This is a genomic window from Devosia albogilva (genome assembly GCF_042685625.1).
In the GTDB taxonomy this organism is placed as follows: domain Bacteria; phylum Pseudomonadota; class Alphaproteobacteria; order Rhizobiales; family Devosiaceae; genus Devosia; species Devosia albogilva.
Genome location: NZ_JBHUNP010000001.1, coordinates 3,442,415 through 3,463,705, shown reverse-complemented (window position 1 = coordinate 3,463,705; position 21,291 = coordinate 3,442,415). Strand labels below are relative to the sequence as shown.

19 protein-coding genes are annotated in these 21,291 nt (G+C 65.0%); 6 read left to right on the top strand and 13 right to left on the bottom strand.

The genetic code is table 11. From position 1 onward, the window contains the following. Window positions 1-175 precede the first annotated feature (175 nt). From rseP to dnaE, 9 genes are all read right to left on the bottom strand, one after another. Window positions 176-1,315, bottom strand: a complete 1,140-nt coding sequence (gene rseP, locus ACFSX5_RS17325) for an RIP metalloprotease RseP (protein WP_386835123.1) — start codon at window positions 1,313-1,315, stop codon at window positions 176-178. 39 nt (window positions 1,316-1,354) lie between these two features. Further along, complete coding sequence (locus ACFSX5_RS17320) at window positions 1,355-2,197, bottom strand: phosphatidate cytidylyltransferase (RefSeq protein WP_386835122.1); 843 nt, start codon at window positions 2,195-2,197, stop codon at window positions 1,355-1,357. Then, on the bottom strand, window positions 2,194-2,955 hold the full coding sequence (gene uppS / locus ACFSX5_RS17315) for a polyprenyl diphosphate synthase (protein ID WP_386835121.1): 762 nt from the start codon (window positions 2,953-2,955) through the stop codon (window positions 2,194-2,196). The genes ACFSX5_RS17320 and uppS overlap by 4 nt, the downstream gene beginning before the upstream one ends. A gap of 33 nt (window positions 2,956-2,988) precedes the next feature. Next, a complete protein-coding gene (gene frr, locus ACFSX5_RS17310) occupies window positions 2,989-3,546 on the bottom strand; it encodes a ribosome recycling factor (RefSeq protein ID WP_386835120.1) in 558 nt (185 codons plus the stop codon). Window positions 3,547-3,563: 17 nt separating this feature from the next. After that, on the bottom strand, window positions 3,564-4,289 hold the full coding sequence (pyrH, locus tag ACFSX5_RS17305) for a UMP kinase (RefSeq protein ID WP_386835119.1): 726 nt from the start codon (window positions 4,287-4,289) through the stop codon (window positions 3,564-3,566). A gap of 193 nt (window positions 4,290-4,482) precedes the next feature. Further along, complete coding sequence (tsf, locus tag ACFSX5_RS17300) at window positions 4,483-5,412, bottom strand: translation elongation factor Ts (protein WP_386835118.1); 930 nt, start codon at window positions 5,410-5,412, stop codon at window positions 4,483-4,485. 72 nt (window positions 5,413-5,484) lie between these two features. Next, on the bottom strand, window positions 5,485-6,252 hold the full coding sequence (rpsB, locus tag ACFSX5_RS17295) for a 30S ribosomal protein S2 (RefSeq protein ID WP_386835117.1): 768 nt from the start codon (window positions 6,250-6,252) through the stop codon (window positions 5,485-5,487). A 182-nt stretch (window positions 6,253-6,434) separates the two neighbouring features. Continuing rightward, window positions 6,435-6,953, bottom strand: a complete 519-nt coding sequence (locus ACFSX5_RS17290) for a GNAT family N-acetyltransferase (RefSeq protein ID WP_386835116.1) — start codon at window positions 6,951-6,953, stop codon at window positions 6,435-6,437. 303 nt (window positions 6,954-7,256) lie between these two features. Further along, window positions 7,257-10,721 (bottom strand): DNA polymerase III subunit alpha, encoded by a 3,465-nt coding sequence (dnaE, locus tag ACFSX5_RS17285; RefSeq protein ID WP_386835115.1) that lies wholly within the window; start codon window positions 10,719-10,721, stop codon window positions 7,257-7,259. A 324-nt stretch (window positions 10,722-11,045) separates the two neighbouring features. Between dnaE and ACFSX5_RS17280 the strand changes: the two genes are divergently transcribed. Continuing rightward, window positions 11,046-11,744 carry a YoaK family protein gene (locus tag ACFSX5_RS17280; protein ID WP_386835114.1) on the top strand — a complete coding sequence of 233 codons (699 nt, stop codon included), beginning with the start codon at window positions 11,046-11,048 and terminating at the stop codon, window positions 11,742-11,744. Window positions 11,745-11,818: 74 nt separating this feature from the next. On the opposite strand, the gene clpA is transcribed toward ACFSX5_RS17280, so the two are convergent. Both clpA and clpS read right to left on the bottom strand, forming a co-directional pair. Then, window positions 11,819-14,158, bottom strand: coding sequence for an ATP-dependent Clp protease ATP-binding subunit ClpA (clpA, locus tag ACFSX5_RS17275; RefSeq protein WP_386835113.1), 2,340 nt, complete (start codon window positions 14,156-14,158; stop codon window positions 11,819-11,821). Window positions 14,159-14,167: 9 nt separating this feature from the next. Beyond that, the gene (gene clpS, locus ACFSX5_RS17270; protein WP_386835111.1) at window positions 14,168-14,617 is read right to left on the bottom strand and encodes an ATP-dependent Clp protease adapter ClpS; all 450 of its coding nucleotides are present in this window, start codon (window positions 14,615-14,617) and stop codon (window positions 14,168-14,170) included. 681 nt (window positions 14,618-15,298) lie between these two features. Here clpS and ACFSX5_RS17265 point away from each other — a divergent pair. Further along, window positions 15,299-15,814, top strand: a complete 516-nt coding sequence (locus ACFSX5_RS17265; RefSeq protein ID WP_386835110.1) for an IS110 family transposase — start codon at window positions 15,299-15,301, stop codon at window positions 15,812-15,814. Between the two features lie 279 nt (window positions 15,815-16,093). Here the strand turns inward: ACFSX5_RS17265 and ACFSX5_RS17260 are convergent, their stop codons facing one another. Further along, complete coding sequence (locus ACFSX5_RS17260) at window positions 16,094-16,558, bottom strand: DUF305 domain-containing protein (RefSeq protein ID WP_386835108.1); 465 nt, start codon at window positions 16,556-16,558, stop codon at window positions 16,094-16,096. Between the two features lie 140 nt (window positions 16,559-16,698). Here ACFSX5_RS17260 and ACFSX5_RS17255 point away from each other — a divergent pair, with 140 nt between their 5' ends. From ACFSX5_RS17255 to ACFSX5_RS17240, 4 genes are all read left to right on the top strand, one after another. Continuing rightward, a complete protein-coding gene (locus ACFSX5_RS17255; protein ID WP_386835106.1) occupies window positions 16,699-17,859 on the top strand; it encodes a hypothetical protein in 1,161 nt (386 codons plus the stop codon). A 47-nt stretch (window positions 17,860-17,906) separates the two neighbouring features. Next, window positions 17,907-18,332, top strand: coding sequence for an Rrf2 family transcriptional regulator (locus ACFSX5_RS17250; protein WP_386835105.1), 426 nt, complete (start codon window positions 17,907-17,909; stop codon window positions 18,330-18,332). Window positions 18,333-18,528: 196 nt separating this feature from the next. Beyond that, window positions 18,529-20,049 carry a serine hydrolase gene (locus ACFSX5_RS17245; RefSeq protein ID WP_386835104.1) on the top strand — a complete coding sequence of 507 codons (1,521 nt, stop codon included), beginning with the start codon at window positions 18,529-18,531 and terminating at the stop codon, window positions 20,047-20,049. 74 nt (window positions 20,050-20,123) lie between these two features. Beyond that, window positions 20,124-20,393: a hypothetical protein gene (locus tag ACFSX5_RS17240; protein ID WP_386835103.1), complete on the top strand. Its 270-nt coding sequence runs from the start codon at window positions 20,124-20,126 to the stop codon at window positions 20,391-20,393. Between the two features lie 3 nt (window positions 20,394-20,396). Here ACFSX5_RS17240 and ACFSX5_RS17235 read toward each other — a convergent pair whose 3' ends face one another. Then, window positions 20,397-21,239, bottom strand: a complete 843-nt coding sequence (locus tag ACFSX5_RS17235; protein WP_386835101.1) for a division plane positioning ATPase MipZ — start codon at window positions 21,237-21,239, stop codon at window positions 20,397-20,399. Window positions 21,240-21,291: the final 52 nt, after the last annotated feature.

Below are 21,291 nucleotides of genomic sequence, written 5' to 3'. Positions count from 1 at the left end.
TTGCCTTCTCGCGACCAGCCGGAGGAATCGCACGCAGACGCTCCCCCAAGCGAACTCCATGGCACCGTTTTACCGCCTTTTTAACCACGGACAAGGCGGAAGCCCGGACGCGGTTAGCGAAAGCTTGGTGCCCTTGTAATCGTGCAACACCTTGCGAACCAAGGTTAACAGGGCGTTAACGCAGGATTCCGAAGTAGTCGAACACGGTGTCGTTGAAGAGCGTGAAGACCATCAGCGCCATGACGAGGGCAAAGCCGAAGCGGAAGCCCATCTCCTGTACGCGCATGCTCAGCGGTCGCCCCCGCAACGCTTCCACCAGATAGTACAGAAGATGGCCGCCGTCGAGCATGGGAACGGGCAGCAGGTTGAATATCCCAATGTTCAGCGACAGCAGCGCCGTGAGGTTGATGAGCGCGACGACGCCCAGAGTTGCCACCTCTCCTGACACACGCGCCACTTTTACGGGCCCGCCCAGCTGCTCCACATCCCCACGGCCAACGAAGAAATCGCCGATAAACTCGGCGGTGCGCTGGATGATGAAGCGAATCTCCTCGAAGGTCATTCCGACCGCTTCAACCGGGCCAGGACGGTAGAGGCTCACGTCGCTCTCGGACACGTCGCGGCTGACGCCGATGCGGCCGACTCGCTGCTCGTTGCCGAAGCGGTCCTCGATCACGGCGGCTTCCGGCGTCAGGGTCAGGGCCTGCTCCCTGCCGTCGCGCTCGAGGAGGATGTGGACCGAACGCTCGGGGGCGGTGGCGACGAGCCGCTGGAAATCCTCGAAGCCGCGGACCTCGTAGCCGTCGACGGCGAGGATGGTGTCGCCGCTTTCGAGGCCCGCCGACTCCGCTACGGAACCGGGCAGCACTTCCCCGATCACCGGGGCGATGGTGTAGCGGCCATAGCCGAGCAGCAGGGCGTAGAGGATGAGGAAGGTGAGGAGGACATTGGCCACGGGGCCGGCGATCACGATGGCGATGCGCTGCCAGACGGACTTGTTCACGAAAAGCCGCGGCGCCAGATCGGGATCGGCTTTGGCGACGAGTTCCTCGTCGACGCCGCCGCTCGCCGCATTCATGTCGCCGACGAAGCGGACATAGCCGCCGAGGGGAATGGCCGAAATTTTCCAGCGGGTGCCTTGTTTGTCGGTCCAGCCGACCAATTCGCGGCCGAAGCCGATGGAGAATGCTTCGATAGCGACGCCATTCCAGCGGGCGACGAGGTAGTGGCCCATCTCGTGCACGAAGACGATGACCGTCAGGACCGCAAGAAACGGCACCACATAGGACAGAAGCCAGAAGAGGAAATCGAACATGTCACCCCGATTCGGCAGCGGCCACGCGGGCGCCGACGCTCACCAGTAGAGCAGGCCCGGGGCGACGGAGTCGATGCCGCCGCGAGTCGCACCGATCAACAAGACGAGCAAAATGCCGAATGTAAGGCTATCGAGCCGATCCATGAGCCCGCCATGGCCGGGAATGATGTCGCCGCTGTCCTTGATGCGGAAGTGGCGCTTCACGGCGCTCTCGCCGAGATCGCCTAGCTGGCCGAGGATGCTGATGGCTGCGGAGAGAACGAGGCCGATCCACCAGGGAGAATCAGTGACGAACGTCCACACCAGCAGCCCCGCCCCGGTGCCGAGGGCGAGGCCACCGAGGGCGCCGGACCAGGTCTTGGAGGGCGAGATGTCGGGCGCGAGTTTCTCGCCGCCGATCTGACGGCCGGTGAAGAAGGCGGCGGAGTCGGTCATCCACACGACAGTGCCGAGATAGACACCGGCCCAGATGCCCTCGGTGGTGGTGCCGCGCATGGCCAGCGCTGCGATGATGATGGCGCCGAAGATGACGAGGCCGAGAACCCGCCACCAGGCGCCCTCCCCGCCGCTGACCAAGGCGACAGCGCAGGCGGCGGCGATCAGCACGATGCTGCCGAGCGGACCGGTTGCAGGATAGATCAGGCCGGAAAGCGCGACCAGCGCCACCAAAATCCAGGCCGGCACCGTCATGGGGGCGCGGGAGACCATGGTCTCCCATTCACGATAAGCACCGGCGAATACGGCGCCCACCACGGCGGCGAACATGTAGTTGCCGATGATCAGGGCGGTGGCGGTCAACGCGATCAGGACGGCGGCGGAAGCGAGTCGCGGCCCCAGGTCGGACCACAGATTGCGCTTGGGCGGCTCAACGGATGGGTTCAAGGCGCGACAGCCTTGATGCCGCCGAAGCGGCGGTCTCGCAGAGCGTAGGTCTCGAGCACGCGGCGGAAGCTCTGCTCGTCGAAATCCGGCCAGTGCTCGTCGACGAAGATCAATTCGGAATAGGCCGCCTGCCAGAGCAGGAAATTGGAAATGCGCTGCTCGCCGCTGGTGCGGATGATCACGTCGGGATCCGGGACACCGACAGTGTAAAGCTCGGCTGCCAGCCGAGCTTCGGTGATGTCATGGGGCGCAAGTTCGCCAGCCGCGACCTTGCGGGCGAGGCGTCGGGCCGCCTCGGCAATCTCTGCCTTGCCGCCATAGTTGAAGGCGACCAAGAGGACGAGGCCGGTGTTGCCGGCGGTCTTGGCTTCGACATCCTCGATCAGGCGGACGAGCGAAGGCTCGAGGCCCTCGCGGCTGCCGATGATCCGAACACAGACATTGTTACGGATCAGGCGCTGAAGGTCCGATGCAATAAATCGCCGCAACAGGGCGAAGATAAAGCTGATTTCTTCCGGCGGCCGGGTCCAGTTCTCCGAGGAGAAGCTAAACACGGTGAGATACTCGACGCCGTAGGTGATGCAGTGCTCGACCAGGCCGCGGAGCGCTTTCACACCCTCGACATGGCCCTCGGTGCGTCGCTTGCCCCGCGCCTGAGCCCAGCGGCCGTTGCCGTCCATGATGACGCCGAGATGCACCGGCACGCGCAACCGGGCAGGCTGCGCGACCGACGTCGAGATGGCGGTGTCGATGGACATGCGCTGCGCTCCCCGGCGCGCCATGCAGGTGGATCAGACCTGCATGATCTCCTGTTCCTTGCCGGCGACGACCTTGTCGATCTCGGCCACGGCTTCGTCGGTTGCCTTCTGCACCAGCTCGCTCTGCTTCTTGGCGTCGTCCTGGCTCAGATCACCGTCCTTTTCCGCCTTCTTCAGCGCATCCATGCCGTCACGGCGGATGTGGCGCACGGCAACGCGGGCCTGCTCGGCATAGTTGTGGGCGACCTTCACCAGTTCCTTGCGGCGCTGCTCGTTCAGCTCCGGTAGCGGAACACGAATGACCTGGCCCTCGCCCATCGGGTTGAGACCGAGGCCGCTATCACGGATGGCCTTTTCGACAGCGTTGGCCATGGAGCGATCCCACACCTGCACACTCAGCATGCGGGGCTCCGGCACGGTGACAGTCGCGACCTGGTTGAGCGGCATGCGCGAGCCATAGGCCTCCACGGTCACCGGCTCCAGCAGGCTGGCGCTGGCGCGCCCGGTCCGAAGGCCCGCCAGTTCGTCGCGTAGCGAGGCGATGGACTTCTGCATGCGGTTCTTGAGATCGGCGAGGTCATAGGTGGCCATTTTCTGGTCCTTCTGGGTCAGAGCGGCTTGCTCTTGCTTACTCGGGTTGAGCGGGCCGTGCCGGAGAGTACACCGGCAAGTCCAGCCGCATCGTTAAGTGCGTAAACGATTATCGGCATGCCGTTGTCGCGGGCAAGCGCAAAAGCCGCAGTATCCATGACCCGGAGGTCCTGGCCGATGACTTCGTCATAGGTGACGTGATCATAGCGGGTCGCGGCGGGATCCTTCATGGGATCGGCAGAATAGACACCATCCACCTTGGTGCCCTTGAGCACCACGTCGCATTCGAGTTCGATGGCGCGCAGGGTCGACGCCGTATCCGTAGTGAAGAACGGATTGCCGGTGCCGCCACCGAGCACCACGACATAGCCCTCTTCAAGCGAGGCCTTGGCCTCCCGGGCTGTGAAGGCGTCGGCCACGGACGGCATGGGAACGGCGCTATAAGGCTTGGATTTCACGCCCTGGCGGGAAATGGCGTTGCTGAGGGCCAGCGCGTTGATCATGGTGCCGAGCATGCCCATGGTGTCGGCAGTAACGCGATCGGTGCCATCGGCGGCGCCCGCCATGCCGCGGAAGATGTTGCCGCCGCCCACGACGATGGCGATCTCGACGCCGGTCTTGGCGACATCGGCGATCTGCTTGGCGACAGCCTGCAGAAATGGCGGCTCAATGCCGAAGGAATTATCACCCGCCAGCGCCTCCCCCGAAACCTTGAGCAGGATGCGTTTGTAGGCAGGCGCCATCGGCGGACCTCTTCGACTCTGGATACTTCAGGCTGAACGCCGACCGCACCGGCGCCAGGACGACATTAGGCGAGCGGCTTCCCGGGGGAAGTGCCAAGCCGGTCGGTTGGTTAGGAGGGGTTTTAGCGGCGATCCCGGCTAAATCAAGGCCCGCCCAAAAGGAAAGGGCGGACCTTTCGGCCCGCCCTTGGACTTACGCCTTGACGCCGGCAGTGGCGGCGACTTCAGCAGCGAAGTCGCTCTCGGCCTTCTCGATACCCTCGCCCAGAGCATAGCGGACGAACTTCGCCAGCTTCACCGGGGCGCCGACATCCTTCTCGGCCTTCTTGAGGGCGTCGCCGACCTTGGTCTCGCCGTCGATGACAAAGGTCTGCGCCAGGAGCGTGACTTCCTCGTAGTACTTGCGGATGCGGCCTTCGACCATCTTCTCGGCGATTTCGGCCGGCTTGCCGGATTCCTTCACCTGCTCGAGAATGATGGAGCGCTCGCGGGCAACCACGTCCTGATCCAGTTCCTCGGGCGTGATCGCCAGCGGGTTGGTGGCCGCGATGTGCATGGCGAGCTGCTTGCCGAGGGCCGAAAGCTGGGCCTTGTCACCGGTCGACTCGAGGGCGACCAGGATGCCGATCTTGCCGAGACCCGGCTTGACGGCATTGTGGACGTAGCTCTCGACGACGCCGTCGGTGACTTCGACCAGGGCCGTGCGGCGCAGGTTCATGTTCTCGCCGATCTTGGCGATAGCTTCGGTCAGCTCAGCGGAGACCGAGTGGCCGGAACCGGGGAACGGCATCTCACCGAGCTTCACCACGTCGCCATCGGCGTCCAGGGCGAGCTTGGCCACGCTACCGACGATATTCTGGAACTGCTCGTTGCGGGCCACGAAGTCGGTCTCGGAGTTGACCTCGACGACGGCGGCCTTGTTGCCAGCGGTGGCAACGCCGATCAGGCCTTCAGCGGCAACGCGGTCGGCCTTCTTGGCAGCCTTGGCAAGGCCACGGGTGCGCAGCCAATCGACCGCAGCATCCATGTCGCCATTGGTTTCGGCCAGGGCCTTCTTGCAGTCCATCATCCCGACGCCGGTCGAGTCGCGGAGCTGCTTGACCATTGCAGCAGTGATTTCCATGGGTTCACCTTTCCGCGGCCCCGCAGTGGGGACCGCCTGGATTCGATTCGATGCGGAAGTCCGTTACCGGACTTAGTTGACGGTTTCGTCGGCCGGCAGGTCTTCGGCCGGAGCTTCGGCAGCGGCGCCGAGATCCTGACCGAGAGCGCTCGAGGAGCGGCTGATGCCATCGAGAGCGGCGCGAGACACCAGCGAGACATAGAGCTCGAGGGCGCGGGACGCGTCGTCGTTGCCCGGGATCGCGTAATCAACGACGTCCGGATCGGAGTTGGTGTCCACAATGGCGACGACCGGAATGCCCAGACGACGGGCCTCCTTGATCGCGTTCGCTTCCTTGTTGGTGTCGATCACGAACAGCAGCGACGGCACGTTGCCCATGTCCTTGATGCCGCCGAGGTCGCGCTCGAGACGCTCCTGCTCGCGGGACATCATCAGGCGCTCCTTCTTGGTGCGGAGGCTACGCTCGTCGTCGCTCATCGACTCGAGCTCGCGCAGGCGGGCGATCGAGTTGGAAATGGTCTGCCAGTTGGTCAGCGTACCGCCGAGCCAGCGGGAGTTGACGTAGTACTGGGCGCACTGCTTGGCAGCATCGGCCACCAGCGGAGCGGCCTGGCGCTTGGTGCCGACGAACAGCACGCGGCCGCCATCGGCCACGGTGTCGGACACGAGCTGGAGGGCGCGGCTCAGGGCCGGCACCGTCTGCGACAGGTCGAGAATGTGAATGTCGTTGCGCACGCCGAAGATGTAGCGTTCCATCTTCGGGTTCCAGCGGTGCTTCTGGTGGCCGAAGTGGACGCCGGCTTCGAGAAGCTGACGCATGGAGAAATCGGGCAGAGCCATGATGGCTGCTCCTTGCTTTACCGGTTGAGACCTCCACGAAGCAGTGCGGCGGTTTCCCGCCACCGGATGGATGCCCTCGCGGGCGCCGGCTTCGTGTGTGAATTGCGCCGACCGCAGCCGGACGCGTGGGCGATATAGGGGATGACCGGGCCAAAAGCAAGAGACCGGCAGGGGTCGGCGGCTCACGGTGGCGCGTGGAGATCCTTCTCGAAGAACAGCAGGAACCCCTCGGACCCTTCCGGGGCATCATAATAGGCGGAGCGGCGCAGAAATCCGAACTTCTCATAGAGCGAGATCGCCGGCGCCTGATGGCGGCTGGTGTCGAGCCGCATGACGTCGTACCCGCTCGCCCGCGCCTCCTTGATCAGCCGTGTGGCCAGAGCCTTGCCAATTCCTCGGCCGTGGCACTCGGGCTCGATGAACATGCGCTTCATCTCGCAGACCCCCGGCTCCAGCGGCCGCATCGCGACGCACCCGACGGCCCTGTCGCCTTCCTTGGCCAGCAGCAGGCGACCGGTGGGAGGTGCATATCGTCCGGGAAGGCCGGCAAGTTCGGCATCGAAGGCGGCCGGATCGAAGTAGCGGTCGATCAGGTGACGGTCCTCCGCGCTCAACTCCCGTCCCCATTCGACAAGGGCCCGCATCAGTCGACGGGCGCTGTCGAAATCGGCGGATGAACTTGCCTCAACAATATTGGCCATTCTGTGCTCCGGGACAGGCTTTGCTTTGGGGCGGCAATCCTTGGATGAGCCCTGAACCGTAACGGCGCCGTGACGGGAACCAAAACGGTGCTGGCCTGTTGGCCTATCATAGACCCGTGCCGAGACACGGGGACAAGGGTGAAAGCCCCTGAGCGGGGGAGGATGGGCTACGGGCTCGCCTCTCCCGCGTTGTTTTGCGCGATTGTTCCGTGGCCGCGACCTCGTGGTTCGACAAGCTCACCATGAGGTCTATGAAAGATCTGCGCCCAGTGGGTCTGCAGTTCTCCCTTTCGATCACGAGAGTTAGTTCAGCCGCACATCCGTCACGCCTTCCAGCGCCTTGATGCCGCCGGCGATTTCGGCCGTGAGGCGGTAGGTGCCGGGGAGTTCGACCTCGTATTCGCGGGCGCCGTTGTCGCGGATGACGATGATGTTGACGACGCCTTCCCCGCCCCGCTTGAGCTGGGCACTGATGGAAGGCAGCGGGCGGGTGTCGCCCGCGAAGATGGTGAGGCGGCGGTCCACCTTTTCGGCGGCGCCGTCGATCGGCTGGGCGGAGTAGAGCCGGAGGCTGATGCCGTCGGGGCGTTCGTCGGCGCCAACCTGCAGGATGACCGACTTGCCCGGCTGCAGGACGGAGCCGAACTGCTCGATCTGTTCGCTGAAGGCCACCACCTCGAAGGTGCCGGACTGATCCGACAGGGTGAGGATCATCATCGGCGTGCCCTTGCGGGTGCGGCGGTCGTTGCGCGAGGCGATGGTGCCGGCAAGACGGCCCGCGGAGGCGCCGTCGCGCACGGCCCGCTCGAAATCGGCCCAACGCTGGACGCGCAGCTTGTCGAACAGGTCGGCATAGGCGTCGAGCGGATGGGCGGAGAGGTGGAAGCCAATGGCCGCGAGTTCGCGGTCGGCCTTTTCGGTCGAGGTCCACGCCGGGACACCGGCCGGCAAGCGCAGCGGCTCCGGTTCGCCGGTGTCGAACATGTTCCACTGGCCTTCATTGCGCTCGGTGGTGAGCGCCTGGGCCATGCTGATCACGGCGTCGATGGCGGCGAAGGCTACCTCGCGCCGTGGCGCCAGCGAGTCGAAGGCACCAGCGTTGACCAGCGTCTCCATGGTGCGCTTGTTGAGGACGCGCGGATCGACGCGGCGGGCGAAGTCGCCGAGATCCTTGAACGGCTGATCGCCGCGCACCTCCACGATGTGCTCGGCCATGGCACGACCGACGCCTTTCACCGCGGAGAGGCCGTAGTAGATCTTCTCGTCGCGGACGGTGAACACCACGCCCGACTTGTTGACGCAGGGAGCGACGACCTCGATGCCCTTCTTGGCAGCCTCGCGGCGGAAGTCGGAGAGCTTGTCGGTCTGCGCCATGTCGAGGGTCATCGAGGCGGCGTAGAATTCGTGCGGGTGGTGCCGCTTGAGATAGGCCGTCTGGTAGGACACCCAGGCATAGGCGGCGGCGTGGCTCTTGTTGAAGCCGTAGTTGGCGAATTTGGCCAGCAGGTCGAAGATCTCGTCGGCCAGCGTCTCCGAGACGTCGTTGCGCAGCGCACCCTCGCGGAAGCGGATGCGCTGGTTGTCCATCTCCGCCTTGATCTTCTTGCCCATGGCGCGGCGCAGCATGTCGGCTTCGCCGAGCGAGTAGCCGGACAGGAGCTGGGCGATCTGCATCACCTGCTCCTGGTAGACGATGATGCCATAGGTCTCGTCGAGCACGGTCGACAGCGCCGGATGGGGGTAGCTGACCTCCTCGGTACCGTGCTTGCGGTTGACGAAGCTCGGGATGTTGTCCATCGGGCCGGGCCGATAGAGCGCGTTCATGGCGATGAGGTCTTCGATACGGTCGGGCTTGAGATCCATCAGCGCCCGGCGCATGCCCGCCGATTCAAACTGGAAGATGCCGTAGGTGTCGCCCTGGGCGTAAAGCTTGTAGGTGTCGGCGTCGTCGATCGGGATGGCGTCGATGTCGAGCAGCGGCCCTTCGCGATTGGCGTTCACCATGTCGACGGCATAGCGGATGGTGGTGAGAGTCTTGAGCCCGAGGAAGTCGAACTTCACCAGGCCCGCCGGCTCGACCCACTTCAGGTTGTACTGCGTCACCGGCATGTCGGAGCGCGGATCGCGGTAGAGCGGGATCAGTTCTTCCAGCGGGCGGTCGCCGATGACGATGCCGGCGGCGTGGGTGGAGGCGTGGCGGAAGAGACCTTCCAATGCCTTGGCGATCTCCACCAACTGGCCGACGGTTTCGTCGTCTTCCGCCATCATGCGGAACTGCGGCACCTCGTTGAGGGTGCGCTCAATGGTCCAGGGGTCGGCAGGATTGGCGGGGACCATCTTGCAGATGCGGTCGACCTGACCGTAGGGCATTTGCAGCACGCGGCCGACGTCGCGCAGCACGGCGCGGGCCTGGAGCGTTCCGAAGGTGATGATCTGGGCGACCTGCTGGGAGCCGTATTTCTGCTGGACGTAGTTGATGACCTCCTCGCGGCGGTCCTGGCAGAAGTCGATGTCGAAGTCCGGCATCGACACGCGTTCCGGATTGAGGAAGCGCTCGAACAGCAGGTTGTAGCGGAGCGGATCGAGGTCGGTGATGGTGGTGGCGTAGGCCACCAGCGAGCCGGCACCGGAGCCGCGGCCCGGGCCGACGGGGATGCCGTGTCCCTTGGCCCACTGGATGAAGTCAGCCACGATCAGGAAGTAGCCCGGGAACTTCATCTTCTGGATGATGTCGAGTTCGAAGGCGAGGCGATCGCGATATTCCTGCTCGGTCTTGCCCGGGGCGATGCCGACGGTGGCAAGGCGCTTGTCGAGCCCCTCCTCCGCCATCCGGCGCAGGGCTGCGGCTTCCGCGGCGACGACTTCGTCCTCGGTGTCGTGGGAACCGGCGGCGAATTTGGGCAGGATGGGGCCGCGGGTGCGCGGCCGGAAGGACATGCGGCGGGCGATCTCGATCGTGTTGTCCAGCGCCTCGGGGAGGTCAGCGAACAGTTCGATCATCTCGGCGCGGGTCTTGAAGTAGTACTGGTCGTTGAGCTTGCGGCGCTCGGTCTGGGCGACGACGCTGCTGCCGGCGATGGCGAGCAGGGCGTCGTGGGCCTCGTACTGCTTGGGCGACTTGAAGTAGGGCTCGTTGGTGGCGACCAGCGGGATGCCCTTCCGGTAGGCATAATCGATCAGGCGCGGTTCGACCGACGCTTCCATCGGGCGACCATGGCGCTGGATCTCGATGTAGAAGCGGTCGCCGAAAAGATCGGCGAGGCGGTCGAGCCGGCGGATGGCGTTGGCGTCCTGCCCCTGGGCCAGCGGCATGTCGATGGCCCCTTCGGGACCACCGCTGAGGCAGACGATGTCGGCGAGCGAGTCGCGGGTCAGCCAGTCCAGGTTGGCACGGGCGAAGCCGTTCTCGCCTTCGAGATAGGCGCGGGAGACGAGGCGCGACAGATTGGCGAAGCCGGTGGCGGTCTGAGCCATGAGGACGACGCTGGACTTGCCGGCCCAGGCGATGTGGCCGCGTTCGCTGACGCGTTCCTCGGCGGCGGCGAAGTCGATCGGCAACTCGACGCCGATCAGCGGCTGAATGCCCTTCTTGGCCGCTTTCTCGGAGAATTCCAGCGCCCCGAACAGATTGCCGGTGTCGGCGATGCCGAGCGCCGGCTGATTGTCCTCCTGCGCCAGCTTGAGGATGGTTTCGAGCTGCAGGGCGCCTTCCAGAAGAGAGAAGGCGGAGTGGACGTGGAGGTGGATGAAGCCGGGGCCGGTGGTCATGAGCGACTCTCTACCACTCCCCTGCCCGGCTCCTCAAACTGTGGCTCCGTGTTCCCACAGCCGATCAGGCTGACAATGCTGCGAGCACGTCCATCCAGCCGATAGAGGCGACGGTGAAGGTGACGAGAGTGACGAAGGCGGCGAAGTCTTTGATGAATGCCAACATGTTGTCTGCTCCTGTGTTTCCGTATTGTTCTTTTACGTTCGCCCTTCGTTCTGGTCCACCGATTCCCCGCTATACTGCCCGCTGTTTGCCCCGAATGGTTAGCATATCGTTAGGGAAGCTTTCGCCTCGTTAATGATTGTGGGTGATGGCTTTCTTGAATGAGCCTTGCCGCTCCGGCGCGACTCGCCCGATTGTCGGACATCATGACCCCCGCTCCTCGCCTCAGTGTTGGCCTGCTGCTTACAGCTGCGGCGGGATTCGCCGATGCCATCGGCTTCATCGTGCTGGGCGGGCACTACGTGTCGTTCATGAGCGGCAACACCACGCAGTTGGGCGATGCGCTGGCCACCGGTGTGTGGCCGACGGTGATGCTGACTGCGGGTCTGGTGGTGCTGTTCTTTGCCGGCAGCTTCACCGGGTCGATGGTGGCGCTGCGAGCCGGGTCGCGCTGGGGTGCGGCAGCGGTGACGGCCATGGTGCTGGCGAGTTTCCTGGGGGCACTGGGGGTGGTGGCACTCGGGGCGCCGCCGCAAATGGGGATGGCTATCCTCGCGGGTGGAGCCGGCGCGCAGAATGCCATCCTGGCCTCGACCGGTTCGGTGCGGCTCGGCACCACTTTCGTCACCGGAACGCTGTTCACCGCCGGTCAGGACCTGGCGCGTGCCCTGCAAGGCGTGGCGCCGCCGTGGCGGTGGCTGCAGCATCTGCTGGTCTGGGCCTCGCTGATGGGCGGCGCGCTGGTGGGAGCGGTTGCCTATGGGCAATGGTCGATCTGGAGCCTGACCGTTCCGGCACTGCTCTATGCCGGGTTCACGATTGCCTTCCTCGTCCGTCCTCCAGCCCAGGTCATCCCGTAAGGTCCAATTGTATGCACGCCACGGACCGCGCGGATAAAGAAAAAGGCCGGGATCACTCCCGGTCTTTTTTTGGTTCAGTTCTTGTCGGCGGTTGCCTTGGGCTTTTTGGGCTTGGGCAGCGCCTTGGGCTTGGCCGGACGCGGCGGCACCGCGATCAGCTCGAGCTTGGCATCGGCACCCTCGCCCACAACGGCCACGGTGACCGTGCCGCCATTGACCAGTTCGCCGAACAGCACCTGATCGGCCAGCGGCTTCTTGACGTGCTCCTGGATCACACGGCCCAGCGGTCGCGCACCCATGCGTTCGTCATAGCCGTGCTCGACCAGCCAATCGGCAGCCTCCGGCGTGAGATTGATCGTGACGCCGCGTTCGGCCAGCTGGCCCTCGAGCTGCAGCACGAACTTCTCGACAACCCTAGCCACGACCTCGCGCGGCAGCGGCGCGAAGGAGATGATGGCATCGAGACGGTTGCGGAACTCGGGCGAGAAGGTGCGGTTGATTGCCTCTTCGTCGTCCCCCTGCTCGCGCTTGCGGCCGAAGCCGATGGGCGAACGGGCGAGTTCAGCCGCGCCGACATTGGACGTCATGATCAGGATCACGTTGCGGAAGTCGACCGACTTGCCGTTGTGGTCCGTGAGCTTGCCGTGATCCATGACCTGCAACAGGATGTTGTAGAGGTCCGGATGGGCCTTCTCGATCTCGTCCAGCAGCACCACGCAATGCGGATGCTGGTCGACACCGTCGGTCAACAGGCCGCCCTGGTCGAAGCCGACATAGCCCGGAGGGGCACCGATCAGCCGCGAGACTGTGTGGCGCTCCATGTATTCGGACATGTCGAACCGCAGCAGTTCCACGCCGAGCGTATCGGCGAGCTGCTTGGCCACCTCTGTCTTGCCGACGCCGGTCGGGCCGGTGAACAGATAGGAGCCGATGGGCTTTTCCGGTTCGCGCAGGCCGGCACGGGCCAGCTTGATCGCCGAGGACAGGGCGGTGATCGCCTGATCCTGGCCGAACACCACGGTCTTAAGGCTCTGCTCGAGGCTCGACAGCAGTTCGGCGTCGGACTTCGACACCGACTTCGGCGGGATGCGGGCGATCGAGGCGATGGTCGTCTCGATGTCCTCGACGTCGATGATCGTCTTGCGCTGATCCTCGGGGACCAGCATCTGCGAAGCGCCGGTTTCGTCGATCACGTCGATCGCCTTGTCGGGGAGCTTGCGATCCGAGATGTAGCGCGCGCTCAGTTCCACGGCCGCGGTCAGCGCCTCGTCGGTGTATTTGAGCTTGTGGAACTCCTCGAAGTACGGGCGCAGGCCCTTCACGATCTCGATGGCATCCGGGACGGTCGGCTCGTTGACGTCGATCTTCTGGAAGCGGCGGACCAGGGCCCGGTCCTTCTCGAAGAACTGGCGGTATTCCTTGTAGGTGGTCGAGCCGATGCAGCGGATCGCGCCGGAAGCCAGAGCCGGCTTCAGCAGGTTCGACGCATCGAGCGCGCCGCCCGAGGTGGCGCCGGCGCCGATCATGGTGTGGATCTCGTCGATGAAGAGCACCGCGTTGGGCATCTTCTCGAGTTCCTTCATGACCGCCTTGAGGCGCTCCTCGAAGTCGCCACGATAGCGCGTGCCGGCCAGCAGCGCGCCCATGTCGAGCGCATAGATGACGGCGTCGCGCAGGACTTCTGGCACCTCGCCCTCGACGATCTTGCGCGCAAGACCCTCGGCGATCGCGGTCTTGCCGACGCCAGCATCACCCACATAGATCGGGTTGTTCTTGGAGCGGCGGCACAGCACCTGGATGGTGCGGCGCAGTTCGGGGTCGCGGCCGATCAGCGGGTCGATCTTGCCCTGGCGCGCCTTGTCGTTGAGGTTGACGCAGAAATCGGCAAGAGCCGAGCTCTTCTTGGCCTCCCCGTTTTCGGCATGACCGCCTTCGCCGTCCTCGCTGCCACGCACCTTGCGCTCCTCGCTCGGGCCCGACTTGGTGATCCCGTGGGAAATGAAGTTGACGGCGTCCAGCCGGCTCATGTCCTGCTGTTCGAGGAAGTAGGCAGCGTGGCTCTCGCGCTCGGCGAAGATGGCCACCAGCACATTGGCGCCGGTAACCTCTTCGCGGCCCGAAGACTGCACGTGGATGACGGCGCGCTGGATAACGCGCTGGAAGGCGGCGGTGGGGCGCGCATCCTGCCCGTTGGGCACGATGAGGCTGTCGAGCTCTTCGTTGATGAAGTCCTCGAGGTCGCTCTTGAGCGCGTCGATGTCGACATCGCAGCCATTGAGTACGGCGATCGTCTCGCGGTCGTCGGTCAGCGCCAGCAGCAGATGCTCAAGGGTCGCGAACTCGTGGTTGCGCTCCCGCGCCAGGTTCATGGCCTGGTGCAGAGCTTTCTCGAGGCCGCGGGAAAATGAGGGCATGGGACGATCCTATTGCTTTTCCATCACGCATTGCAGCGGGTGCTGGTTCTTGCGTGCAGTGTCCATGACGCGGGTGACCTTGGTCTCGGCCACTTCGTATGGATAGACGCCGCACTCACCGACCCCCTTCTGGTGAACGTGCAGCATAATCCTGACGGCGTCCTCACGGGATTTGTTGAAGACGTCCTGCAGGATGAGAATGACGAACTCCATCGGCGTGTAGTCGTCATTGAGGAGCAGCACCCGATAGAGGTTCGGGCGCTTGGTCTTGGGACGGGTCTTGGTGACCGTTCCGCTTTCGGTGCCGCCCTTGCTTCCACCACCGTCGCCGTCATGTTCGGCCGGTCCGCCGCGGAGCGGCTCGCCTGCGAGGCGGGTCGCCGCAGCCTGCCTGATCGGGTCAAAGCGCTGGGCCGTCATCATTTCCGGAAGTCTGTCGCTAGGGGTACGAAACAGCATGGTGGACCCATTATGTAGGCAAAAAGGAAGCGGTGTTAAGGGCCCTTGGTTCCCGAAGGCGTGAGGGGATAGCGCGGGAGCGGGAACACGATCAGGCGACGCCACGGGGGCGGCGTGGTCGTCCACAGATGTGGGCTGCTTCGGCGGGACGTGCAAGGGCACCCGCCGGGTTTCGCCGTCGGTTGAGAGAGGAGCGGAGCCCCGAGGAGGTGGCGCCTCTGATTATTTAATTAGTGAGACGACATCGCCTCGGGGCGCCGGGATTTTAGAACGGGGCGCGACGACTCCATTCCGGACAGGGGGATGGAAGTGTTCCATCCTCGCCGGACCTGAGCGGACCACCCGCGAGCCCAGGGAAAGAGCGACCTCCCCCTGCCCGGCCGTCCTTCCGCCACTGGTCGCTGCAGGCCGCCCCGTGCGGAAGAGATGGGGGGAGTATGCACGAGGTGAAGGGGGTGGGGATTATTTCTGTGGGCGCATCCTTGCGCTGGGTCTTATTGGCGCGAGGATAGCCCGGCGCGGAGCCGCACAGCTCCGGCGCCGGGCGGCGGGCGGGCCTGGTGGGGATTGGCCATAAAGGCCGTAGCTTATCTTGCCCCCCGCTGCAGACCTTTCCGGCCATCCGAACGGTAGAGAGGCCTTTGACGGCCGCAAATAATCCAGGACGAACGGACAGCAAGCATGAGCATGAACTCCAACGATCCACGTTTCAACCACATCGTCGCTTTCGAGGTAAGCAAGGCCCATCTGGTGGTGCATACCCTGCCGGCCGACAGCCAGAAGATCATCCCGAACACCCCTATTCAGGTGCGCCGCCTACTCAGGGCAGAACAGCGCGTCAGCGCCAGGCTTGGCACCGGCCCCTTGCTGGTGGTGTGCGAGGCGACCGGCGGATATGAGCGCCATGTGCTGTCCGAGGCGGTCGCACTGGGTCTAGCCGTTCACCGGGCCCATGGCAGCCGTACTCGGCTCTTCGCTCGCTTCAACGGCAAGCTAGCCAAGACGGATGCGATCGATGCCCGCCTGATCGCCCGCTATGGTCTGACCCCCGGACTAGAACTTTACCAACCGCCCAGTCCCGAGCAAGCCGCCCTGCGTCAACTCCGCCGGCGCCGTGACGAGCTCGCCCAGATGCTGCGAATGGAGGCCAACCAACCCCAGCTTCTCACCGCGCCCCCGAGTGAACAACCTTCATAGCTTCGACACCTAGCCTCCCCCGCAGGCGGGGGAGAGCAATGGATTGCCGGGACAAGCCCGGCAATGACGAAGGACCGATATGGGAGTGACTCTCCGCGTCGTCATCACCGGGCTTGTCCCGGTGGTCCAGCGGGAACTCCCGGGGAGCACATCAGTAGCAGACAGGCACGGCGTCATTCCCGCGAAGGCGGGAATCCACTCTTTTGCCGAGCTCCTGGGAAGAATGGACCCCCGCCTTCGCGGGGATGGCAACGAGGGCGAGCCGAGCGAAACGCGACCCTACTCCGCCGCACGGCGCGAGAGCCAGCCCTGCATCTCGCGGATCTCGACTTCCTGGCTCGCGATGATTTCCTGCGCGAACATCAGGATCCAGGGGTCGGTGCTGTATTGCTGGGCGACGCGGGCCATTTCAACGGCGCCCTGGTGGTGGGGCACCATGGAGCAGACGAAGGCGGTTTCGAAGTCTTCGGCCGTCATGCCCAGCATCATGTCCGAGTGCATGGGCTCCATGGTCTGGATCAGGGCGGCATGGGATTCATCAGCGCCGATCGACATCATGTCCAGCTGCTCCTGCATGGAGCCGCCGCCGCCGTGGCCGGCATGAGCATCTGTCTGCGCGTCGCCGCAAATCTCCGGCAATGGAAAGCTCGCCACTTCACTGGCCGGCTGGTCGCGCACCAACAGGGCTCCACCGAAAGCCACCAGCAGCACCGCTGCGGTTCCCCACCGAATGACATCGACCATTGCACAATCCTTCCTGCTTTCCGTGTGCAGACCATGCCGCAACCGAAGCGGGAACAGCTTGATCTGAATCAAAGATGCACGCCGAATGCATGTTTATGTGGTTCGCAACTGCAGTCGAGCAGCCTTTGATGGAGCTAGAAGTGAGACCTCGGAAAGAGAGCCAGAACCGCAGGCGCAAGTGGGCGGGCCTTGGCATTTCCCTCGGAACCGTCGCGGCGAGCCTGCTCGCCACCACCCCCGCGCATGCACATGTGAAGTGGTTTGCCCCCTATGTGGTCGGCGCCGCGCCAGACCCGGTCAGCGAGACCTTGCTCAACGGCTGGTTCTGGCTCGGCATCGTGCTGGTGCTGGCGTTCTTCGCGGCTACCGTGCTGGTGGAACGGAGCGCCTTCGCTGCGCCCATCAACGGTGTGCTCGATCGCGCCAGTGCCCCGCTGTGGCGGCGTTCGGACGATTTCATGCGGGCGGTGATCGGCGCCTTCTTCGTCGCCATCTTTGCCGTGGGCGGGGTGTACCTCACACCTGACCTGCAGACTCCCAACGAATGGGTGTCGTGGCTGCAACTGCTGATCGGCATGCTGGTGTTCTCGCGCCGGACCATGCCGCTGGCGGCAGCCGGCATCATCGGACTGTGGGTCATCGCGCTTCGCGACTACGACTTCTTCCACCTGCTCGACTACCTGGCGCTGGGTGTTGGCGTCGCCGGCTATCTGGTGCTCGCGGCCGATCCGAACGGCAAGTGGTTCAAGCACCGGTTTGTGGTGCTGCGCTGGGGCGTTGCCATCGCGCTGATGTGGTCGAGCCTCGAAAAGTTCGCCTATGCCGAGTGGTTCTACCCGCTGGTCGAAGAACGCCCGTTCCTGACGTTCGGCATGCCGCGCGACGTGTTTATCCCGATGGCGGGCGTGGCGGAATTCACCATGGGCTTCGGCCTGCTCTGGACCGCGATGATCCGGCGGCTGTCGGCAGTGGCTCTGCTGATCATCTTCACCGCAGCGGTCTACCCGTTCGGCCGCATCGACCTCGTCGGCCACGCACTGATCATGGGCACGCTGTTCCTGATCGCTGCCGATCCGACACCGTCGGGCCCGGCCTTGAAGGGCACCATCCCCGCAGTCCTGGGGGTGCCGGTGGGCCTGCTCGCCGCCATGGTGGTGATCGCCGGCAGCTATTGGGGACTGCACGCGGTGTTCTACGACTACAACGAGCCCTCGATCACGGCTCCGGCCGGAGAACGGCTGACGCACATGCCGAATGCGGAACAGCCGCACGGCGTCGTGCCGGCTGCCCCCCAGCCCTGACCGCAGCGAGGCAGCCTCTCAGGGCTGCCTCCACCCCCGACCCGGCCATGCGCCTCACCCGCTTCAGCGACTATGCCCTGCGCCTCTTGATCTACGTGGCCTCCCGCCCCGATCAGCGCACCACCATCGCCGACGCCGCGGAGGCGTATGGCATCTCTCGCAACCACCTTATGAAAGTAGCGAACCGGCTCTCACAGGCTGGCTTGCTGAAGCCCAGCCGCGGCCGCACCGGTGGCCTGGCACTGGGCCGACCGGCAGCCGCCATCTCGCTCGGCGACGTGCTGCGGGCGACGGAGCCGGATTTCGCGCTGGTGGGCTGCATGGCGGGCGAGGGCTGCGCCGCCGCAGAATTCTGCCGGCTGCCACAAGCCTTCGATGTGGCTCTTGCAGCCTTCCTCGAGGCGGCCGACCGGCAATGCCTTGCGGACTTTCTGCTGCCACCGGAATTTGACCGACAACTCACCCCAACGTGACTTTCGCTCCACACCGTCGCCGAAATCGCTCGCATTTTACGGAATGGTAAGGCGCGGCCCCTAATCTCACCGAAGGTCGCGGAGGCCGGCAGCGGGGGCAGCCACGGACTCCAGCCATGTGTGTGTATCGTACCCCTTCGCAGAAGCGTCGGGCGAGTTGTTGGAGTACCGGGTGGCTTCCCAGGCGAAAACCCCCATGCGCGCTGTCGTTCTACGCGCCCTTGCCGCAATCATGGTCATTCTGGCTGTCGGCGCCCACACAGTGGCCCCGGCCCAGGCCATCGAAAATCTCCGCCGCTATGCCGGCATCGTGGTCGACGCCAAATCGGGCCAGGTGCTGTACGAGGAAAATGCCGACGGCAAACGCTATCCGGCGTCCGTCGCCAAGGTGATGACGCTCTACGTCCTGTTTCAGGAACTGAGCGCCGGCAATATCCGCCTCTCCACCGAAATGACCGTGTCGCGCCATGCGGCTGCGGCGGTGCCGACCAAGCTCGGCCTGCGCGCCGGATCGAAGATCACGGTGGAAGATGCCATCAAGTCGCTGGTGACGCTGTCGGCCAACGACATGGCCCGCGTGATCGCCGAGCATATCTCGGGCACGGAATCGAAGTTCGCCGAGCGGATGACCGCCACGGCGCGGGCGCTCGGCATGCGCAGCACCACTTATCGCAACGCCTCGGGCCTGCCGGATGGTGGCCAGGTGACGACGGTACGCGACCAGGCGATCCTCGGCATCGCCGTGTACCAGCACTTCCCGCAGTACTACGAGTACTTCCAGACCCGCAGCTTCAGCTATGGCCGCAAGACCTATGGCAACCACAACCGGGTGCTGGGCTATATGGGCGCCGTCGACGGCATCAAGACCGGCTACATCAACGCTGCCGGCTCCAACCTCTTGACCGCGGCCCGCAAGGATGGCCGGCACATCGTGGTGGTGGCGTTCGGGTTCAACTCCTCCGCATCGCGCGACGAGAAGGTGCGCCAGCTCGTGGCCTCCTATCTGCCCAAGGGCCGTCGCGGGGACTATCTGCGGACCGCCATGATCCCGGTGCCGGGCCGGCAGGGGAACATCCAGGTTGCGGTGGCGCAGCCGGCCAAACCTGTGCCGGTGGTGCCGATGCCGCTGCCCGGCTGGCGCCTGGCGCAGCTCGTCGCCGCCAACGGGGCACAGCCTCAGGTCGCCGTGGCCGCCGCCGCGCCGGTGCCTGCCCCTGCCCCTGCCCCGCAGCCGATGCCTGCGCCGGTGCAGCAGGCTGCCGTGGACGCCGCCAACACCCTTGCTGCGCCGACCCAGGCACAGCCGCTCTATCCGCAGTCGGACGTTATCGGCGCCTGGCTCAGCGAGTCCTACAATCTCGGTGCCCCGCCGACTGCCCTCGGCCAGACCACACCCTCGGCCCCACTCGACTTCGTGCCGCCGGTCGGGATCGACCCGCAGGTGTCCCATTCCGCCGCTGCTGCCGAGCCGATCACCGGCTGGGTTGTCCAGATCGGCGCCGGCCCGTCCGAAGAGAGCGCCCGCGGCATGCTCGCCGACGCCGCCAGCAAGGTCGGTACCCTTGGCGACTTCCGCTCGCATGTGGAGCGCTTCGAGAAGAACGGTCAGACTTTCTATCGCGCCCGCTTCGTCGGCTTCGGCGACCGCGACGATGCGACCGCGATGTGCAACCAGCTCAAGCAGCAGGATCTCGCCTGCCTGGCCATGCAGAGCTGATCGAAAGACCTTCCGGCCGAGGCCCCTGCCCCGGCCGGCGACTGCAAATTGGTGCGTGTGTCTGGAGTAGCCCAATGAGCGAACGCAGTGCGCTGAGCGACCTGGCCCATTTCGTCGGCCGGTCGGCCCTCGCCTCCGAAGACATGGCGGTGCGCAACCGCGCGCTTGCCGGAATGACCGGCCGCATGCTGCCCAAGCGGCGCAGCGTCGGCGACCTGCTCGGGGTGGTCCTTGCCCTTTCGGCCCGCACCCGGCGGATGGTGCAGGAGCCGGTCAGGATCGATCTCGACGTCTTTGCCCCCGGCGGCCGCCGGGCCATCCGGCTGACGATCGGCGAGCGCTGAGCCTCAGGCGGTCAGCCGCATCGGCTCGCGCGGCGCCAGCGGCAGGTTCAGGGCCGCCAGCAGGTTGCGGTACTCCTGGCGGGCGCTCGCGTGGGAAGCAGATTGGGCCTCGCCGGTCAGCTCTTCTTCCACCGGATCGAACACGGTCAGCCCCATCTGGAACAGCGAGCGGAAGATGACGCGCTCGGCGATGCCATCGGCCTGGCGGGCGCCAAAGCGGGTGGCGATGCTCTCCAGTGTCTGGTGCACCTGCCGCGAATTACGCGAGCCGAGCATCGAAATGCGGTTGCGCACCAGGACCCAGTCGATGGTCTGACCATCCACCGCCATGCGCTCCGAACGGGCCCGCTGCACCAGGCGGGCATAGTGGCTGGTCTCGATGAGATTGCCGGAATCGGCATCGATCCGCGCCAGCACGTTGAGGTCGATCAGGGAATCGTTGACCGGAGTCACCAGCGTATCGGCCAGCGAATGGGCGAGCCGGGTGAGATTGGTATCGAAGCCGGGCGTGTCGATGACGAGGAAATCGACACGGTCCTCCACCTCCCCTACGGCGCGGCGGAAGACGTCGAACTCGGCCCGGTGGTTCTCCTTGATGGAATCACCCCAGGCGGACGGTAGGTGGAAATGCGTCGGATTGGGCAGATTGAGACCGCGCTGCTGGCTGAACGACCGGCGGTTGCGGACATAGTGCGTGAAAGTCTGCTGCCGGCTGTCGACGTCGATGGTGGCAACACGATAGCCCGCGTACAGCAGGTATACGGCCAGGTGGAAGGCCGTGGTCGACTTGCCCGACCCGCCCTTCTCGTTTCCGACGACGATCACATGTGCTCCGTCGCGTGCCATTTCTTGCCCCCAAATCAACGCCCTGCGCGTGGCTGCTAGCAACGACGGCCGT

What these genes read in the sequence shown, in the direction of transcription:
- rpsB (WP_386835117.1), bottom strand. Translation starts at nt 6,252, where the DNA reads ATGGCTCTGCCCGATTTCTCCATGCGTCAGCTTCTCGAAGCCGGCGTC.
- ACFSX5_RS17265 (WP_386835110.1), top strand. Translation starts at nt 15,299, where the DNA reads ATGAGCATGAACTCCAACGATCCACGTTTCAACCACATCGTCGCTTTC.
- ACFSX5_RS17260 (WP_386835108.1), bottom strand. Translation starts at nt 16,558, where the DNA reads ATGGTCGATGTCATTCGGTGGGGAACCGCAGCGGTGCTGCTGGTGGCT.
- dnaE (WP_386835115.1), bottom strand. Translation starts at nt 10,721, where the DNA reads ATGACCACCGGCCCCGGCTTCATCCACCTCCACGTCCACTCCGCCTTC.
- frr (WP_386835120.1), bottom strand. Translation starts at nt 3,546, where the DNA reads ATGGCCACCTATGACCTCGCCGATCTCAAGAACCGCATGCAGAAGTCC.
- clpA (WP_386835113.1), bottom strand. Translation starts at nt 14,158, where the DNA reads ATGCCCTCATTTTCCCGCGGCCTCGAGAAAGCTCTGCACCAGGCCATG.
- clpS (WP_386835111.1), bottom strand. Translation starts at nt 14,617, where the DNA reads ATGCTGTTTCGTACCCCTAGCGACAGACTTCCGGAAATGATGACGGCC.
- tsf (WP_386835118.1), bottom strand. Translation starts at nt 5,412, where the DNA reads ATGGAAATCACTGCTGCAATGGTCAAGCAGCTCCGCGACTCGACCGGC.
- rseP (WP_386835123.1), bottom strand. Translation starts at nt 1,315, where the DNA reads ATGTTCGATTTCCTCTTCTGGCTTCTGTCCTATGTGGTGCCGTTTCTT.
- uppS (WP_386835121.1), bottom strand. Translation starts at nt 2,955, where the DNA reads ATGTCCATCGACACCGCCATCTCGACGTCGGTCGCGCAGCCTGCCCGG.
- ACFSX5_RS17245 (WP_386835104.1), top strand. Translation starts at nt 18,529, where the DNA reads ATGCGCGCTGTCGTTCTACGCGCCCTTGCCGCAATCATGGTCATTCTG.
- ACFSX5_RS17240 (WP_386835103.1), top strand. Translation starts at nt 20,124, where the DNA reads ATGAGCGAACGCAGTGCGCTGAGCGACCTGGCCCATTTCGTCGGCCGG.
- ACFSX5_RS17250 (WP_386835105.1), top strand. Translation starts at nt 17,907, where the DNA reads ATGCGCCTCACCCGCTTCAGCGACTATGCCCTGCGCCTCTTGATCTAC.
- ACFSX5_RS17290 (WP_386835116.1), bottom strand. Translation starts at nt 6,953, where the DNA reads ATGGCCAATATTGTTGAGGCAAGTTCATCCGCCGATTTCGACAGCGCC.
- pyrH (WP_386835119.1), bottom strand. Translation starts at nt 4,289, where the DNA reads ATGGCGCCTGCCTACAAACGCATCCTGCTCAAGGTTTCGGGGGAGGCG.
- ACFSX5_RS17235 (WP_386835101.1), bottom strand. Translation starts at nt 21,239, where the DNA reads ATGGCACGCGACGGAGCACATGTGATCGTCGTCGGAAACGAGAAGGGC.
- ACFSX5_RS17280 (WP_386835114.1), top strand. Translation starts at nt 11,046, where the DNA reads ATGAGCCTTGCCGCTCCGGCGCGACTCGCCCGATTGTCGGACATCATG.